The organism is Ruegeria sp. ABV3_008 (genome assembly GCF_056161185.1).
The window spans coordinates 401,477-416,168 of sequence record NZ_JBSWYP010000001.1 but is presented as its reverse complement, the minus strand read 5'-3'; the positions used below and the strand labels follow the sequence as shown (position 1 = coordinate 416,168).

The 14,692-nt window shown below is 58.5% G+C and carries 15 protein-coding genes; 5 read left to right on the top strand and 10 right to left on the bottom strand.

Going from position 1 to position 14,692, the window contains the following annotated elements; translation table 11 throughout:
• Positions 1 to 16 precede the first annotated feature (16 nt).
• From mazG to ACXAH8_RS02065, 3 genes are all read left to right on the top strand, one after another.
• Positions 17 to 862, top strand: a complete 846-nt coding sequence (gene mazG / locus ACXAH8_RS02075) for a nucleoside triphosphate pyrophosphohydrolase (protein ID WP_475216263.1) — start codon at positions 17 to 19, stop codon at positions 860 to 862.
• 63 nt (positions 863 to 925) lie between these two features.
• Positions 926 to 1,864, top strand: a complete 939-nt coding sequence (locus ACXAH8_RS02070; protein ID WP_475215659.1) for a nucleoside hydrolase — start codon at positions 926 to 928, stop codon at positions 1,862 to 1,864.
• Complete coding sequence (locus ACXAH8_RS02065) at positions 1,861 to 2,310, top strand: GNAT family N-acetyltransferase (RefSeq protein ID WP_170659736.1); 450 nt, start codon at positions 1,861 to 1,863, stop codon at positions 2,308 to 2,310. Before ACXAH8_RS02070 ends, ACXAH8_RS02065 begins: the two co-directional genes overlap by 4 nt.
• On the opposite strand, the gene ACXAH8_RS02060 is transcribed toward ACXAH8_RS02065, so the two are convergent.
• From ACXAH8_RS02060 to ACXAH8_RS02040, 5 genes are all read right to left on the bottom strand, one after another.
• Positions 2,307 to 2,477 (bottom strand): hypothetical protein, encoded by a 171-nt coding sequence (locus ACXAH8_RS02060; protein ID WP_170466505.1) that lies wholly within the window; start codon positions 2,475 to 2,477, stop codon positions 2,307 to 2,309. The two genes, ACXAH8_RS02065 and ACXAH8_RS02060, sit on opposite strands and share 4 nt — an antisense overlap.
• Before the next feature lie 220 nt (positions 2,478 to 2,697).
• Positions 2,698 to 3,975 (bottom strand): phosphopyruvate hydratase, encoded by a 1,278-nt coding sequence (eno, locus tag ACXAH8_RS02055; RefSeq protein WP_475215656.1) that lies wholly within the window; start codon positions 3,973 to 3,975, stop codon positions 2,698 to 2,700.
• Between the two features lie 136 nt (positions 3,976 to 4,111).
• Positions 4,112 to 4,996, bottom strand: coding sequence for a DMT family transporter (locus tag ACXAH8_RS02050; protein ID WP_475215654.1), 885 nt, complete (start codon positions 4,994 to 4,996; stop codon positions 4,112 to 4,114).
• A gap of 140 nt (positions 4,997 to 5,136) precedes the next feature.
• Positions 5,137 to 5,550: a Fur family transcriptional regulator gene (locus ACXAH8_RS02045; protein ID WP_170373928.1), complete on the bottom strand. Its 414-nt coding sequence runs from the start codon at positions 5,548 to 5,550 to the stop codon at positions 5,137 to 5,139.
• Positions 5,551 to 5,633: 83 nt separating this feature from the next.
• Positions 5,634 to 6,338: an endonuclease/exonuclease/phosphatase family protein gene (locus ACXAH8_RS02040; protein ID WP_475215652.1), complete on the bottom strand. Its 705-nt coding sequence runs from the start codon at positions 6,336 to 6,338 to the stop codon at positions 5,634 to 5,636.
• Positions 6,339 to 6,495: 157 nt separating this feature from the next.
• Here ACXAH8_RS02040 and ACXAH8_RS02035 point away from each other — a divergent pair, with 157 nt between their 5' ends.
• On the top strand, positions 6,496 to 7,413 hold the full coding sequence (locus ACXAH8_RS02035; RefSeq protein WP_475215650.1) for an adenylate/guanylate cyclase domain-containing protein: 918 nt from the start codon (positions 6,496 to 6,498) through the stop codon (positions 7,411 to 7,413).
• Here the strand turns inward: ACXAH8_RS02035 and ACXAH8_RS02030 are convergent.
• The gene (locus ACXAH8_RS02030; protein WP_475215648.1) at positions 7,389 to 8,807 is read right to left on the bottom strand and encodes a protein adenylyltransferase SelO; all 1,419 of its coding nucleotides are present in this window, start codon (positions 8,805 to 8,807) and stop codon (positions 7,389 to 7,391) included. The genes ACXAH8_RS02035 and ACXAH8_RS02030 overlap by 25 nt on opposite strands.
• A gap of 87 nt (positions 8,808 to 8,894) precedes the next feature.
• On the opposite strand from ACXAH8_RS02030, the gene ACXAH8_RS02025 reads away from it, so the two are divergent.
• The gene (locus ACXAH8_RS02025) at positions 8,895 to 9,317 is read left to right on the top strand and encodes a cupin domain-containing protein (protein WP_475215646.1); all 423 of its coding nucleotides are present in this window, start codon (positions 8,895 to 8,897) and stop codon (positions 9,315 to 9,317) included.
• Between the two features lie 513 nt (positions 9,318 to 9,830).
• On the opposite strand, the gene ACXAH8_RS02020 is transcribed toward ACXAH8_RS02025, so the two are convergent.
• The 4 genes from ACXAH8_RS02020 to ACXAH8_RS02005 are packed head-to-tail and all read right to left on the bottom strand — an operon-like array spanning position 9,831 to position 14,677.
• Entirely contained in the window at positions 9,831 to 10,772 is a 942-nt protein-coding gene (locus ACXAH8_RS02020) for an ABC transporter permease (protein ID WP_475215644.1), read from the bottom strand.
• Positions 10,769 to 11,812, bottom strand: a complete 1,044-nt coding sequence (locus tag ACXAH8_RS02015; RefSeq protein WP_475215642.1) for an ABC transporter permease — start codon at positions 11,810 to 11,812, stop codon at positions 10,769 to 10,771. The genes ACXAH8_RS02020 and ACXAH8_RS02015 overlap by 4 nt, the downstream gene beginning before the upstream one ends.
• The gene (locus ACXAH8_RS02010) at positions 11,802 to 13,322 is read right to left on the bottom strand and encodes an ABC transporter ATP-binding protein (protein WP_475215638.1); all 1,521 of its coding nucleotides are present in this window, start codon (positions 13,320 to 13,322) and stop codon (positions 11,802 to 11,804) included. The genes ACXAH8_RS02015 and ACXAH8_RS02010 overlap by 11 nt, the downstream gene beginning before the upstream one ends.
• A complete protein-coding gene (locus ACXAH8_RS02005) occupies positions 13,319 to 14,677 on the bottom strand; it encodes an amidase (RefSeq protein ID WP_475215637.1) in 1,359 nt (452 codons plus the stop codon). Before ACXAH8_RS02005 ends, ACXAH8_RS02010 begins: the two co-directional genes overlap by 4 nt.
• Positions 14,678 to 14,692: the final 15 nt, after the last annotated feature.

The window sequence follows — 14,692 nt, the reverse complement described above, 5'->3', positions numbered from 1 at the left end:
AACGAAAGGGTTCGCAATGGCTGAAAATCCTCTGATCCATGACAGCGATGCGGGTATCGAGCGCCTGCTGGAAATCATGCGCCGTTTGCGCGACCCGCAAAGCGGGTGTCCGTGGGACATCGAACAGGATTTCGCCACCATCGCCCCCTACACAATCGAGGAAGCCTATGAGGTCGCCGACGCCATCGAACGGCAGGCCTATGATGAGCTGAAGGGAGAGCTGGGCGACCTTCTCTTCCAATCCGTCTTCCACGCGCAAATGGCTGAGGAAGCGGGGCATTTCACCTTTCAGGACGTGGTCCGCACCATGTCGGACAAGATGGTAAGCCGTCACCCGCATGTGTTCGGCGACGAATCTCGTGAAAAGTCCGCCGACCAGCAAACCAAGGATTGGGAAGCCATCAAGGCTGCCGAACGCGCGGGCAAAGAACAGAAAGGTGCGCTGGACGGTGTGGCCGCCAACCTGCCCGCCCTGCTGCGGGCGCACAAGCTGCAGAAACGAGCCGCGCGTGTGGGCTTTGACTGGCCTGATGCCAGCCATGTCCTCGCCAAGATCACCGAGGAAGCCGCCGAGTTGGAAGAGGCCCGCAACGCCAAGGACGCAGACGCGCTCGAAGATGAATTCGGCGATCTGCTGTTCGTGATGGTCAATCTCGGGCGCCATCTGGGGATCGAGCCCGAGGCTGCCCTGCGCCGCACTAACGCCAAGTTTACCCGCCGATTTGAGCAGGTTGAGGCCCGCCTGGCCGCGCGCGGCAAAACCCCCTCACAAAGCGATCTGGCCGAGATGGATGCGCTGTGGGATGAGGTGAAGACCGAGGAACATCGCGCCAATGGCAAACTCCCGCCAGTTGGAGCCTGAATCAGGTGGACAAGTCGCGTGACACTTGCGACTGTCCGACCTTCACGCCCCCCGGAGACTCCAATGCCCCGCAAGATCATCATCGACACCGACCCCGGTCAGGACGACGCCGTCGCCATTCTTCTGGCGCTCGCCAGCCCCGAAGAGATCGAGGTGCTGGGCATCACTGCCGTCGCCGGAAATGTGCCTCTTGAACTGACCGCCAAGAACGCGCGGATTGTCTGTGAATTAGCCGGTCACACTGGTATCCCCGTCTACGCCGGATGCGATCGCCCCTTGAACCGGCCTTTGGTCACCGCTGAACATGTGCACGGTAAAACTGGGCTCGACGGGCCTGTGCTTCCCGATCCCGAAATGCCTTTGACCGAGGGCCACGCGGTCGATTTCATCATCGAAACCCTGCGCACGCATGAGCCTGGGACAGTCACGCTCTGCCCGCTGGGGCCACTAACAAACATCGCGACCGCCTTCCAGAAGGCCCCCGATATCGTCGGCCGGGTGCAGGAAATCGTGCTGATGGGTGGTGCCTATTTCGAGGTCGGGAACATCACGCCAGCCGCGGAGTTCAACATTTATGTCGACCCGGAAGCTGCTGATATCGTGTTTAAATCTGGCGCTCATATTGTCGTCATGCCTCTTGATGTGACCCATGACGCTTTGGTTACACCGCATCGCAATGACGCATTCAGATCGCTGGATAGTAAGGTCGGTCACGCAGTTGCGGAAATGACCGATTTCTTTGAGCGCTTTGACAAGGAAAAGTACGGCTCGGAAGGCGCACCTTTGCACGATCCCTGCGTTACCGCCTATTTGATTCGGCCAGAACTGTTCTCGGGTCGCCACATTAATGTTGAGATCGAAACCAAGTCAGAATTGACGCTGGGCATGACAGTCGCTGACTGGTGGCGTGTAACAGACCGAAAACCGAATGCTATGTTCATGGGCGACGTGGACGCCCAAGGGTTCTTCACCCTCCTCACGGAAAGGCTGGCCCGCCTATGACCGCCGCTTTAAGACTGGCTCGCCCCGAAGATCTGGACCGCCTGATGGGGTTGGTCTCTGCGTTCCATGCCGAACAGGGGATCGCACAGGACGCCGACCAACGGCGCGAGGCGCTGATGCCTCTGCTCGAGGGCATCCCCCATGGCTGCATCTACCTGATCGGCCCGGGCCGCGCGCCTTTGGGCTATATCATCCTGACCTTCGGCTGGTCGGTTGAGTTTGGCGGCATGGATGGGTTCGTGGACGAAATCTACATCCGCCCCGCCGTTCGTGGACGAGGCATCGCGACCGAGGTCCTGCTGGAACTGCCCAAGGCCCTGGCCGAGGCAGGGCTGACCGCCCTGCACCTTGAAGTCGACCGCACGCATGAGGCGACGCAGAAACTATATCTGCGCACCGGCTTCAAACCACGCGAGCGCTACATGCTGATGAGCAAAGCGCTCTAGCGCGACTCGCCCCGGAAAACCACATTCGGGTTATAGTACATCTCCTGCACCGGATCGTCGGAGGAGACCTTTTGCCCAGTGATCGGATAGGTCCCCGGCCCCGCACAGGCCGCCAGAAATACAGTGCTGAGAACTGTCGCTACGAGAAGGAATTTCGAACCAGTCATGGTGTGCTCCTTTCTGTAATGACTTCAGTATAGAACACGAAACCGTGAGCGCTGTGTGATTAAGTTCACACATAACATCCGATAGGTCGCTAATTACCTGCAAATAAGGCGAATTCTCTTAGCCAGAGATATTCACTGTCGCAATAGTCCTATTGCTATCAAAAAGACCCTCTTTCCGTGGAAAGAGGGCTTCTTGCAGTGCTCAGAAACGGGTTTGAAATCACCGTTTCAGGATCGATGCTCCCGCGTATTCCGCAACTTCACCCAGCGATTCTTCGATACGGATCAGCTGGTTATACTTGGCCAACCGGTCCGAGCGCGCCAGCGAGCCGGTCTTGATCTGACCGCAATTGGTCGCCACGGCCAGATCGGCAATGGTGGAGTCCTCGGTCTCGCCTGAGCGATGCGACATCACGTTGGTATAACGCGCGCGGTGGGCCATATCGACGGCGCGTAGTGTCTCGGTCAGCGATCCGATTTGGTTCACCTTGACCAACATCGAGTTGGCGCAACCACGCTCGATCCCTTCGGCCAGACGTTCCGGGTTGGTAACGAAAAGGTCGTCGCCGACCAGCTGAACCTTGTCACCGATCGCGTCGGTCAGTGCTTTCCAGCCATCCCAGTCGTCTTCGGACATGCCGTCTTCGATCGAGATGATCGGATAGTCTTTGACCAAGGTCGCCAGATACTCGGCGTTTTCCTCTGAGGTCAGCGAGATATTCTCACCCGCCAGCACATATTTGCCGTCCTTGAAGTATTCGGTCGCGGCGCAATCCAGCGCGAGGTGAATTTCCTCACCCGGTTTGTAGCCTGCTTTTTCGACCGCCTGCAGGATGAAATCCAATGCCTCACGGGTCGACGCGATGTTGGGGGCAAAGCCACCTTCGTCGCCCACTCCGGTGGCCAGACCGGCAGCCGACAGCTCACGCTTGAGTGTGTGGAACACCTCGGAGCCCATGCGAACCGCCTCGCGAATATTCGCGGCCGAGGTCGGCATGATCATGAATTCCTGAATGTCGATTGGGTTGTCGGCGTGCTCGCCCCCGTTGATGATGTTCATCATCGGAACCGGCAGGACGCGGGCCGAGGTACCGCCGACATAGCGGTACAGAGGCTGCGTGGTGAAATCCGCTGCCGCCTTGGCCGCTGCAAGCGAAACACCCAGAATGGCGTTTGCGCCCAGACGACCCTTGTTCTCGGTGCCGTCTAGTTCAATCATAGCCTGGTCGATGGCGACCTGTTCGGTCGTATCAAAACCCACCAGTTCCTCAGCGATCTCACCGTTGACGGCAGCAACGGCCTCGAGCACGCCCTTGCCCATGTAACGCGCCTTGTCACCGTCGCGTTTTTCAACCGCCTCATAGGCGCCGGTGGAGGCACCCGAGGGCACAGCCGCGCGGCCCATTGTGCCGTCTTCCAGAATCACGTCTACCTCGACCGTCGGGTTGCCCCTGCTGTCCAGGATTTCGCGTGCGTGAATGTCGATGATGGTACTCATGAGGGCGGTCCCTGTGGCTGCATTCCGTTGCACGCGTCATAGCAGCACGAAACCAAAAGTAAACCATTTCCGTTATCGCTAACACGTATATTCTCGGCCCTTTAGGGCTAACAACGTCATGTTTGCGCCAACAGGGCTACGCGGCGGCCAAGGCCATTGCGCGCGCCAATTTGCGTTCGCGTAGAAAGGTATACAGGCCCGAGCCGATGATCAGGGACGCCCCAGCCAGTGTCATCAAGTCTGGACGTTCGCCAAAGACCAGGACACCCGCAAGGATCGAGAACAACAGCCGCGTGTAGCGAAACGGCGTGACAGCCGAGGCTTCGCCGACACGCATTGCAATCACGATCGCATAGTAGCCCAGAACACCGAAAAAGGCCGCTCCGGCAAAAGGCCAGACCTCAGCGCTTTGCATGGCTTCCAGTGGATGGCCGCTCATGATCATCAAGGCTGCACCGCCGACAGCCAAGGCCAGATAGGCCTGCAAGGACACCACCGCCGACGAGACCTTGCTGTCCAACCGCCGTGTTATCAGATCGCGCGCCGCCACGCCGATGACTGCAGCCACGACATAAAGGGATTCCGGGCGGAACCCTTCAAGCCCGGGTCGGATGATCATCAGCACCCCGATAAAACCAACACCAATCGCGCTCCAGCGTCGCCAACCGACCTGTTCACCCAGAAACAGCGCCGCCCCCATGGTGACTGCAAGCGGCATCGCCTGAAACACGGCCGCGACGGTCGAAAGGTCCACAAGGGCCAGCGCCGTCACAAAGGCTACCGCAGCGACGGCTTCGGACATAGCGCGGATCATTGGTAAAAGCTGCCACGCCTCAGGTACAAATATCCGTTTGCGGGTCGCGATGGCCATGACCAGAAATACGACAGAACAGACCAGCCCCAGCATGACCAGAATCTGGCCAGGCATTATTGATGACGTCAGCTGCTTGATGAACACGTCCTCAAGCGTGAAAGCTGCCATAGATGCAATGACCAGCAAAATGCCGTTGACGTTGTTCATGGGTCTGTCCGTAAAGAAACGGGCGGCACCAATTGCCGCCTTCTCACTTCAGCAAAACCGTATGTATTGCGTTAAATCAAGACCTATCACATCGCGAGCGATGAATTGTCTTGTTGCCACCCATCGCGTTTGGTGATGTATCACTCGGGCTTGATGGGAACACCATACAGCTCCAGCCGGTGCCCCTTCAGGCGATAGCCCAATTTTTCCGCGATCTTTTCCTGCAGCGCTTCGATCTCGGGGTCGACGAATTCGATCACTTCCCCCGATTGCATGTCGATCAGGTGATCATGATGATCCCTCTCCGCATCTTCATATCGGGCGCGGCCATCGCCGAATTCCAGACGCTCCAGAATGCCAGCCTCTTCGAATAGTTTCACCGTGCGGTAGACCGTTGCGATCGAGATACCCGAATCCAAAGCGGACGCGCGGGCGTAGAGTTCTTCGACATCTGGGTGGTCCGCGCTCTCCTCGAGAACCTGCGCAATGGTGCGCCGCTGGCCGGTCATGCGAAGGCCTTTGGCCTCACAACGCGAAATGATCGTATCCGGCATGATGCCCCTCAGAAACTATTCGGGTGTCTGTCTTAGTATGTCCGCACGCGCCGCGCCACAAGAATTCGTCATGCCTGCGCAGATCATCCGTCACGGCGCAGATCGGCCCAGATCGGTAGATGGTCCGAGGCGATATGCGCCGGGCGATCCTCATGCACGCCATGCGCATGCACCTCGACCCCCTGCCCAAGGGCAATCCGGTCCAAAGCGCCCAAGGGCTGGGCGGCGGGAAAGCTGGGGATTGGAGGCAAAAACCGCATCTCGGGCACGAGGTTGTCCAACACAGGTGAGCGCGACCATTCGTTAAAATCCCCGGCCCAGACTGTGGGCATATCCTCCAGATCGGCACCGAATTGGCGTATATGGGTGATCTGCCGTCGACGCGAGGCGGACAGCAGACCCAGATGCATGCCCATCACCCTGAGCGGCCCGATGGGGGTATCGAACTCAACCCGTACAGCGCCGCGCGGCTCGAACCCCGGCAATTCGTGATGCCCAGTCTGACGGACCGAGATCGCATCACCCCGCCAGATCACCGCATTTCCGTGCCATCCCAAACTGCCCGCCCCGCCCAGATCGACGATCTGCCATCCGGCCTCATCCAACATGAACTGCGGCAACGCGGCAGGCCGTGGCGGCAGCCGTTTATCTGCCTCCTGCAACACGACAATATCGGCGCGCATTCCTTCGAGAACCTGAAGGATGCGCTGTGGCTGACGCCGGAGATCAAGGCCGACACACTTCTGGATATTGTAGCTGGCAAGCCGCAGAACCGAGGGTATTTTCATATCGCTTTTCAGAGTCAACGGCACCGATTTGGAACCTTTGGAATGGGCGCGGTGTTGCAATTCTCAGCGCGTTCCCTCAAAGGTTTATGAGCATTACATTAAATAAGTTTACACGAAATCAAGCGGGGTTAAACTGCCGCAAAAAGGAAACTCGCCCTTGGACGTTGAATCCACATTCGCCACGATGATCATTGCCGATATCGTGGGCAGTACGCCGCTCTACAAGGCGGTGGGCGATGACGAAGCCCAGCGCCTGATCCAACTTGAGATTGACCGGTTGCGTTCCGTCCTGCAGGAGTTCGGCGGCATTCCGGTCGGGCAAAAGGGCGACGATGTTCTCAGCTATTTCGAGAACCCCAGCTCGGCCTACAATGCAGCCCTGAAACTGATTGAGCCTTCGACACATACGCCGCTGTCGGTTCATGTCGGCGTGCATTGCGGCCCCATCGTGATAGGCAAGCGCGGCATCTATGGCGAGGCCGTCAACGTGACAGCGCGCTTTGCCACAGCCGCTAATCCGGGCGAGGCCTGTTTCAGCCAGGGGATCGCCGTCTTGCTGCCCGCTGATCTTCGGCGCACGCTGACACCTCTGGGCCAGCTCAGCCTGAAGGGGCTGACCGAGCCTCAGACGGCCTATTCCCTGATCCACCCCGAATCCGACTCTATCTCGCAGACGCGCCTGCCGCAGAGTTTTGGCCGCACCGAGGAGAACTGGCAGCCCCGCGAAGGTCTGACCCTGATCCTGCGCCATGAGGACCGCGTCTGGCGCTGTCTCGGCAACGGAGAGTTCAAGATTGGCCGCGCGCCTGACTGCGATGTGGTGCTACCGCAGCCCTGGATCTCGCGCTTGCATGCGGTCCTTGCCATGAAAGCGGGTAAGCTGATCCTGACAGATCGCAGCACCTCAGGCACTTACGTCAAATCCGAAACCGGACGCGAAATCCAACTGAAGCGTGAGTCGGTCATGCTGGCCGATAGTGGCCTGATCTCCCCGACCCTGCCCATCGACATGTCCGAGACCTGCCTGCAATTCGAACTGCTAGGCCGCAATCAGGTTCCGCAGAACGTGGCGTGAACCACTTCATTTGCACTGGGGGGCCGTGTTAGGTCGACATTCTCGGGCTGATCCGCAAAGGGGCGTGACAACACATCGTTCAAACGATGGAATGGCGCATAATCCCCCTTCACCGCAGCTTCGATCATTTGCTCAATGCGGTGGTTGCGCGGAATGAACGCTGGGTTTGCCGCTGCCATCACCCCTTCCGGGTCCGCTTCGCGCGACATGCGGTCCTGCCAACCCTCAGCCCAGCCATCAAAGGCCTCTGGATTCGTGAACTGATCCCGCGCGGTCTCACCGCCCAGCGCCCGGAACGTGTTGGTGAAATCCGCCTGCTCCTCCGCCATACGCTTCAACAGGTCGGTGATCAGCTCAAGATCGCCCTCCTCCTCACGCGTCAAACCCAGCTTGGCACGGAAGCGGCTCAACCACTCCTGCTGCAGCAGATCGGGCATGGCGTGTACGATCTCAGTCGCCTTTTCGACACCGTTCTGAGGGTCATCGTATTGCTGGATCAAGGCCGTTGCCAGTTGCGCAAGATTCCACACCGCGATTTCGGGCTGGTTGGAATAGGCATAACGCCCCATCCGGTCGATCGAGCTGAAGACCGTATTCGGATGATAGCTGTCCATAAAGGCGCAAGGACCATAGTCGATGGTCTCCCCTGCGATCGAGGAATTGTCCGTATTCATCACCCCGTGAATGAACCCAACGCTCATCCACGCCGCGATCAGCTTTACCTGCGCATCACGAACCGCCCGCAACAGCCCCATAGGCCCTTCAGCCTCGGGGTAGTGGCGCTGGATGGCATAGTCGGTTAATTGCTTCAGACTTTCGACCTGCCTGCGCCCGGCAAAGACCTGAAATGTTCCAACGCGCAAATGGCTCTGCGCCACTCGGGTCAAAACCGCCCCGGGCATCGGCCCTTCGCGGTAAACGGCTTCACCTGTTTCAACAGCGGCCAAAGCCCGCGTGGTCGGAATGCCCAGAGCATGCATCGCTTCTGAGACCACATACTCTCGCAACACCGGCCCCAGCCATGCCCGCCCATCACCTTGCCGCGAATAAGGCGTCCGGCCCGAGCCTTTGAGCTGAATGTCACGGCGAATCCCGTCTTCGCCCACGGTCTCGCCCAGCAAAACCGCTCGGCCATCCCCAAGCTGTGGATTATAGGTTCCGAACTGATGCCCCGAATAAAGCTGCGCCAAAGGCTCTGCCCCGTCGGGTATCGTATTGCCTGCAAAGGCCTGTGCCATCTCCGTGACATCTCCGGGTGAGATGCGCAAAATCCGCGCCAAAGCCTCGTTGAACGCGATCAACTGAGGCTCTTTCACAGGGACCGGAGACTGCCGCGTGTAAAAGGCATCCGGCAAACGGGCGTAGGAGTTATCAAAGGGGATTGTAAGGGTCATGGCGCAAACATATGACCTTAGGCGATGATTGCCATAGCGGATCGCGCGAACCCATGCATAATCGCGCAAAAACCCAAAAGGCTAAACATGACCGCGCAAGAGATCATCGACTACCTGAACCTGCAAAAACATCCCGAAGGCGGCTGGTACCGCGAGACATGGCGCGCGCAAAACAAAGGCCGAGCCACGGGAACCTGCATCTATTTCCTGCTCGAGGCCGAGGCACCCAGCCACTGGCACCGCGTCGATGCCACCGAGATCTGGCTCTACCACGCAGGCGCGCCTCTGGTGCTATCGATCAGTGAAACCGACCAAGGCCCCTCCACCGATCATCTTCTCACCCCCAACCTGCCCCAAGGCGCACCGCAACTGATTGTTCCTGAAAACCACTGGCAAGCCGCCCGAACGACCGGAGACTATACTCTGGTCAGCTGCACCGTCTCTCCCGGTTTCGAATTCGAAGGTTTCGACCTCGCCGTCCCCGGTTTCGACATCCCTCGCAGCCGATAGAACAAGGGATCCGAACTTCACATGGCTAAAAATATCCCGGGGGAGCCGCGCAAAGCGCGGCGGGGGAGAGCCTTTAGCCCCTTCTATAGTTTTTCTGTCAGTTGTACTCGAGAAGTTATCACTCCCGGTTGTAATCTCTGGGGCATAGGCCAAGCGCGAACGTCAAAATCGACCCAAAGCTGCCGTTGACGTCAGCCGCATCTAAGGTCTGGTTCGATCCCAAAGGCGACCAATGCGGTCAGGGCAGCATTCATAAAAAAAGGGCGGAAACCGGCCATTCGCCGCGTGCGCGAGCTTGTCAGCTCGAACAGCCGGAGGCAGGCATTCAAGTGATTCTTAGATCGGATTTCAATCTGCGCGAGTGAATGACGCCGAAGAGCGAGAAAACAGATATTCTGCAGAGAATTCCGGATTGTGATTTAGGTCTTGTGCCTAGCACTTCGTTGTCTGGTCGAGTAGCTGATTTTTTGATGAGTTTATCGTTTCCTGGCCAAAACGTTCGAACCTATGCCACTAACGTTCGCCGCGTCGGTAGGGTGCCATCAACGCCGCGGGGACTTCGGCTCTGCGGGCGACAAGGACGAGCGCAACGATCGAAAGTACATACGGCGCCATAAGGAACAACTGATATGGCACACCTTCAACCGTTGTCTGCAATCGTAGTTGGTAGGCATCGAAGAAAGCGAACAACATGGCGCCAATCAGAGCCTTACCGGGACGCCAGCCGGCGAAGACTACCAATGCAATGCAGATCCAACCGCGACCTTGCACCATGCCCGGGAAAAAGCTGTTGAACGCCGTTGTGGTCAGGAAGGCCCCGCCCACCGCCATCAAAGCCGACCCGACAACAACTGCGCCCATACGTATTCGGATCGGGTTCAGCCCCTGCGCCTCAACCGCATGAGGGTTCTCTCCGGTCATACGAATGGCCAACCCCAACGGCGTGCGGGCAAGAACATAGGCCATCACAGCCACCGCAGCGAGCGCCAGATAGGTCGGCAAAGCTTGGTTAAAAAGGATCGGTCCCAAAACGGGAAGATCTGACAGGACCGGGATATCGAGCGGCTTAAAAGCCTCGATCGTAGGGGGCAGATCTCCCACCTCAACAAGCAACCTGTACAGGTAGTAGGCCAAAGCGGATGCAAAAAGCGTTATGCCCAGCCCTGAGACGTGTTGCGAAAGCCCTAGTGGAACTGTCAGCATGGCATGAAGCAATCCCATCACCGCGCCGCAAAACGCCGCAAAAATGAGGCCTGCAAGCAATGGCGCGCCCATGTAGACGACAAGCCAACCGCTCATCGCCCCTATGGTCATGATCCCCTCGATTCCCAGATTGAGCACGCCCGAACGTTCGCACAGCAACGCACCAAGAACACCAAATATGAGCGGTGTCGCAATACGCAGCACGGAAGCCCAAAGACTGGTATTCAGCAGCAGATCAATTGCATCACTCATCGGCGCACCCGGTAAGTTGTGAAAAGAAGGGCCACGATCATGGTGAGCAGGCACAGCGCCACAATCACATCAGCAATGAAACTGGGAACACCCGTCGCACGGCTCATGGCGTCGGCGCCGACAAAGACGGTGGCGACGAAAACAGCGGCGGCGACCACTCCGGCCGGATGCAAAGCGGCGAGCATGGCGACCACAATGCCTGCATAACCAAATCCGGGGCTCATGGTGGTGGTGACCCCCGCAGTGACGCCCATGACTTCGACAGACCCGGCAAGCCCAGCCAGCGCGCCCGAAAGCAGGGCCACACCCATGATCGTCTTGGGCAGAGAAATTCCCGCAAAAGCAGCAGCGCTGGCATTTAAACCTGCGGCGCGTGTTTCAGCACCAAAAACAGTGCGGGCAAGGATCAGCCAAACAGCACCTGCTGCAGCAATAGCAACAAGCAGCCCGATATGGAGACGTGTACGGGGGATCAAATCCGGAAGGCGATAATCCCCGTCTACAGGAACCGAAGAGGGCCACCCAAAGGCCAGCGGATCGCGCATAGGACCCTCAATCATGAGGCCAACGAAAAGGATCACGATGAAGTTGAGCAGCAGGGTTGTCACCACCTCATCTACGCCGAAACGCAAGCGTAGAAAGGCAGGCCCTGCCAACAGGGCCGCGCCTGCCGCCATGCCTGCCAACATCAAGATCGGAATACCTATCCACCCTGGAACCCCGAGTGAATGACCGATCCAAGCGGTGATTAGCGCCCCAACAAAGAACTGTCCCTCGCCCCCGATGTTCCAAAGCCGCGCTCGGAAGGCTACAGCTGCAGCAAGCCCCGTAAGTATAAGAGGAGTGGCGCGGGTCAGCATCTCGGCGATCGAAAGGCGCGAGCCGAATGCGCCATTCACCATTTCACCATACGCTGCTAGCGGATTCACGTCAGCAGCAGCGATGAGACCTGCGGCCAAAAGCAATGCAGCAAAGATCGCGGCCAGTGGTGCAATGATCACGAGGTGCAGCGGCACATGTGAGCGTCGTTCAAGCCGCATCGTCATTTTCCTTCCAGACACCTGCCATCATCAGGCCAAGGCGTTGTGGGTCGGCTTCATCCGCCGATATCGGTTCTGACAAGCGACCTTTTACGATGGCCTGTATTCGGTCTGACAGGGCCACAGCTTCTTCCAATTCTTCTGAGATGAGCAGGATTGCGGCACCTTCGGCCCGTGCTGCCAAAAGCTCGGCATGAACCGAAGCAATTGCCCCTTCATCAAGACCACGCGTTGGCTGGTTTGCGAGCACAAAGCGCGGCCCATTGGTTAGAACCCGGCCAAGGATAAGCTTTTGCATATTGCCGCCGGACAGCAGCCTCGTTCGCGTGTCGGGGCTGGCGCCGCGGATATCAAAACGTTCGATCAGCCCCGCAGTGTAATCCCGGGCGGCGCGTTGTCGAACAAAGCCGCGGTGCGAAAATTCCGGCGTGCGCAAGCGCTCAAACACCGCGTTCTCCCACAAACTCAATTCGCCCACAACGCCTTCTGCATGCCGATCTTCAGGCACCCTGCCTGCCCCCGCGCGGATCAGGCCGCGCGGACCCAGATGGCCGATATCTTCGTCCAAAAGTGTTAACTGACCCACACTCGGGTGTGCCAATCCTGACAGCAGCGCTCCGAGGGAGGACTGACCATTGCCTGAAACGCCAACGATACCAAGGATTTCACCGGCATGGACAGCGAAGGACACATCATCCAGCCGCAATTCACCGTCTTCTTCCACGCTCACATCCTTTGCGATCAGGACTGGCGCTCCAATCTTATGGTCTTGACGTATGGGACGCTCCACCTTGCGGCCAACCATCAGTTCCGCCAACTCTTCTGGTGTGGTTTCGGGTGTTCTGCGTTCCGCGACCATCCTGCCACCACGAAGCACCGCCACACGGTCAGAGGCCGCCATAACCTCATGCAGCTTGTGGCTGATGAAGATAAGTGAGAGGCCTTCTTTCGTCATATCGCGCAGCGTCTCGAACAGGCGCATCGCCTCGGGCCGGGCCAGAACCGCAGTCGGTTCATCCAATATCAAAATACGCGCGTCGCGATAGAGCGCTTTCAGAGTCTCGACTCTTTGTCGTTCACCAACAGATAGCGAACGAACCTTGGCCTCTGGGTTTACAGGCAGGCCGAACCGCTCTGAAATCTGCAACAGTTTCTTGCGTGCCTCACCACGAGCGGAACGCGTGCGCGTCAGCGGTTCGGAGCCCAGCATTACGTTTTCAAGAACCGTGAGGTTGCCCGCAAGCGTGAAGTGTTGGTGTACCATTCCCACACCCACCTCGATCGCTGCGCGTGGTTGACCCGGGGGCAGCTCTTTGCCAAACACCCTGACCGAGCCTTCGTCGGCTGCGTAATGGCCGAACATGATATTCATTAGCGTGGTCTTACCCGCACCATTTTCGCCCAGAAGAGCAAGAATTTCACCTTTTTCTAGTGTGAGGGTCACATCATCATTGGCGGTGAGTGTTCCGAAATGCTTGGTTATGCCGTTTAGTTCCAGAACCTTGTTCATGTGGTCAGGCCTGCGATTGGGTGTGGAAAAGGAATTGCGGGCGCGCGGGCTTCGATACGTGCGCCAAGTTCCAAAAGCGCTAAATCCGAGCCGGGGGGACCAATCAACTGAACGCCGAGTGGAAGACCATTTGCCATGCCAAAAGGAAGCGCTAAAGCTGATAAGCCCGCCACATTTGCCAATGCGGCGTTCGGGGCAAAAGCCTCGAGCTGCGCCATGTGATCGACTGGGGAGGAGCCGGACAAATCCAAAGCGCCTACATAGGGCGGCGCAGACGAGAGGATCGGCATCAGGACAGCATCGGCAGACTTAAAAAGCTTGCGAGATCGATTTGTCAGACGTGCGAGTTGTCGCGAGGCCGCAAAAAGCGCCGTGGCGGACGTCGCACGGCCCTCGGCGGCCATGGCTGCGGCAAGTGGTGGAATCTCATCATCAGTTATCCTGAGCGCAGTCAGCCACTCGGCCAAGGAAACAGCGAGTATGGCTCGGGCGATTGCGTGAGCCTCATCCCCAAGTTGGTCGGGGGCAGGAATATCGCACACCTCACAGCCTGCATCGCGCAGCGCGTCGGCAGCACTTTTCGCGGCCTTGCACTGGTCGGCACCGCAACGCTCCGGCAATGCCAATGCGACGCGGGGGCGTTCTGGCAGATATACCGGTGCCAAGGGCTGAGCTACCGCGTCAAAGGCGGTCTTCACATCGCGGACCGACCGCGCAAGGACCAACTCAGACGCTATGCCCATCAGGTGATTGGCAAAATTAGGGCCTCCGGGCACCGCGCCACGAGAAGGCTTGAGTCCGGTCAAGCCGCAGCACGCAGCCGGAACCCTGATTGACCCGGCTGCATCCGTGGCATGAGCAATTGCAACAATACCAGCTGCAACCGCAGCTGCGGCGCCGCCGGACGAACCACCGGGTGTCAGTGCGGGGTTCCATGGATTACGGGTCACAGCCATGCCATCCGGTTCGCATGTCAGTGAAAGGCCAAAGGGCGGTGTTGCGGTCAAGCCGAAAGGGGTCAGGCCGGTTCGGCGAAGACGTTGTAGCAGGTGGCTGTCGCTTTCGGGTCTATGACATCGCGCACGGATTGCCGCGGATCCTGCCGCCGCAGGTAGCCCTTTTGCGAACCCGCCGAGGTCTTTCGCCAAAAACGGAACCCCATGAAATCGCCCGCGCTGGTCTGGTGGCAAAGCGTCTGCCACCTTTGCCCCATCGCGGGCCATTTCTTCGTCCAGATATACCACGGCCCCCAAATCCACCCGTGCGTGGCAGGCGGCAAGGCTGGATTCCATCAGTTCACAGGCAGAGATCTGCCCTGCCGTTATGGCAGCTGCAAGAGCCGTGGCATCGGTCACGTCAAGGCCTTCTTG

Excerpts from the sequence above, each read along its gene's own strand:
- ACXAH8_RS02045 (WP_170373928.1), bottom strand. The coding sequence starts at position 5,550 with ATGCCGGATACGATCATTTCGCGTTGTGAGGCCAAAGGCCTTCGCATG.
- ACXAH8_RS02040 (WP_475215652.1), bottom strand. The coding sequence starts at position 6,338 with ATGAAAATACCCTCGGTTCTGCGGCTTGCCAGCTACAATATCCAGAAG.
- ACXAH8_RS02060 (WP_170466505.1), bottom strand. The coding sequence starts at position 2,477 with ATGACTGGTTCGAAATTCCTTCTCGTAGCGACAGTTCTCAGCACTGTA.
- ACXAH8_RS02010 (WP_475215638.1), bottom strand. The coding sequence starts at position 13,322 with ATGAACAAGGTTCTGGAACTAAACGGCATAACCAAGCATTTCGGAACA.
- ACXAH8_RS02050 (WP_475215654.1), bottom strand. The coding sequence starts at position 4,996 with ATGAACAACGTCAACGGCATTTTGCTGGTCATTGCATCTATGGCAGCT.
- ACXAH8_RS02015 (WP_475215642.1), bottom strand. The coding sequence starts at position 11,812 with ATGCGGCTTGAACGACGCTCACATGTGCCGCTGCACCTCGTGATCATT.
- ACXAH8_RS02070 (WP_475215659.1), top strand. The coding sequence starts at position 926 with ATGCCCCGCAAGATCATCATCGACACCGACCCCGGTCAGGACGACGCC.
- ACXAH8_RS02065 (WP_170659736.1), top strand. The coding sequence starts at position 1,861 with ATGACCGCCGCTTTAAGACTGGCTCGCCCCGAAGATCTGGACCGCCTG.
- ACXAH8_RS02025 (WP_475215646.1), top strand. The coding sequence starts at position 8,895 with ATGACCGCGCAAGAGATCATCGACTACCTGAACCTGCAAAAACATCCC.
- mazG (WP_475216263.1), top strand. The coding sequence starts at position 17 with ATGGCTGAAAATCCTCTGATCCATGACAGCGATGCGGGTATCGAGCGC.
- ACXAH8_RS02030 (WP_475215648.1), bottom strand. The coding sequence starts at position 8,807 with ATGACCCTTACAATCCCCTTTGATAACTCCTACGCCCGTTTGCCGGAT.
- eno (WP_475215656.1), bottom strand. The coding sequence starts at position 3,975 with ATGAGTACCATCATCGACATTCACGCACGCGAAATCCTGGACAGCAGG.
- ACXAH8_RS02020 (WP_475215644.1), bottom strand. The coding sequence starts at position 10,772 with ATGAGTGATGCAATTGATCTGCTGCTGAATACCAGTCTTTGGGCTTCC.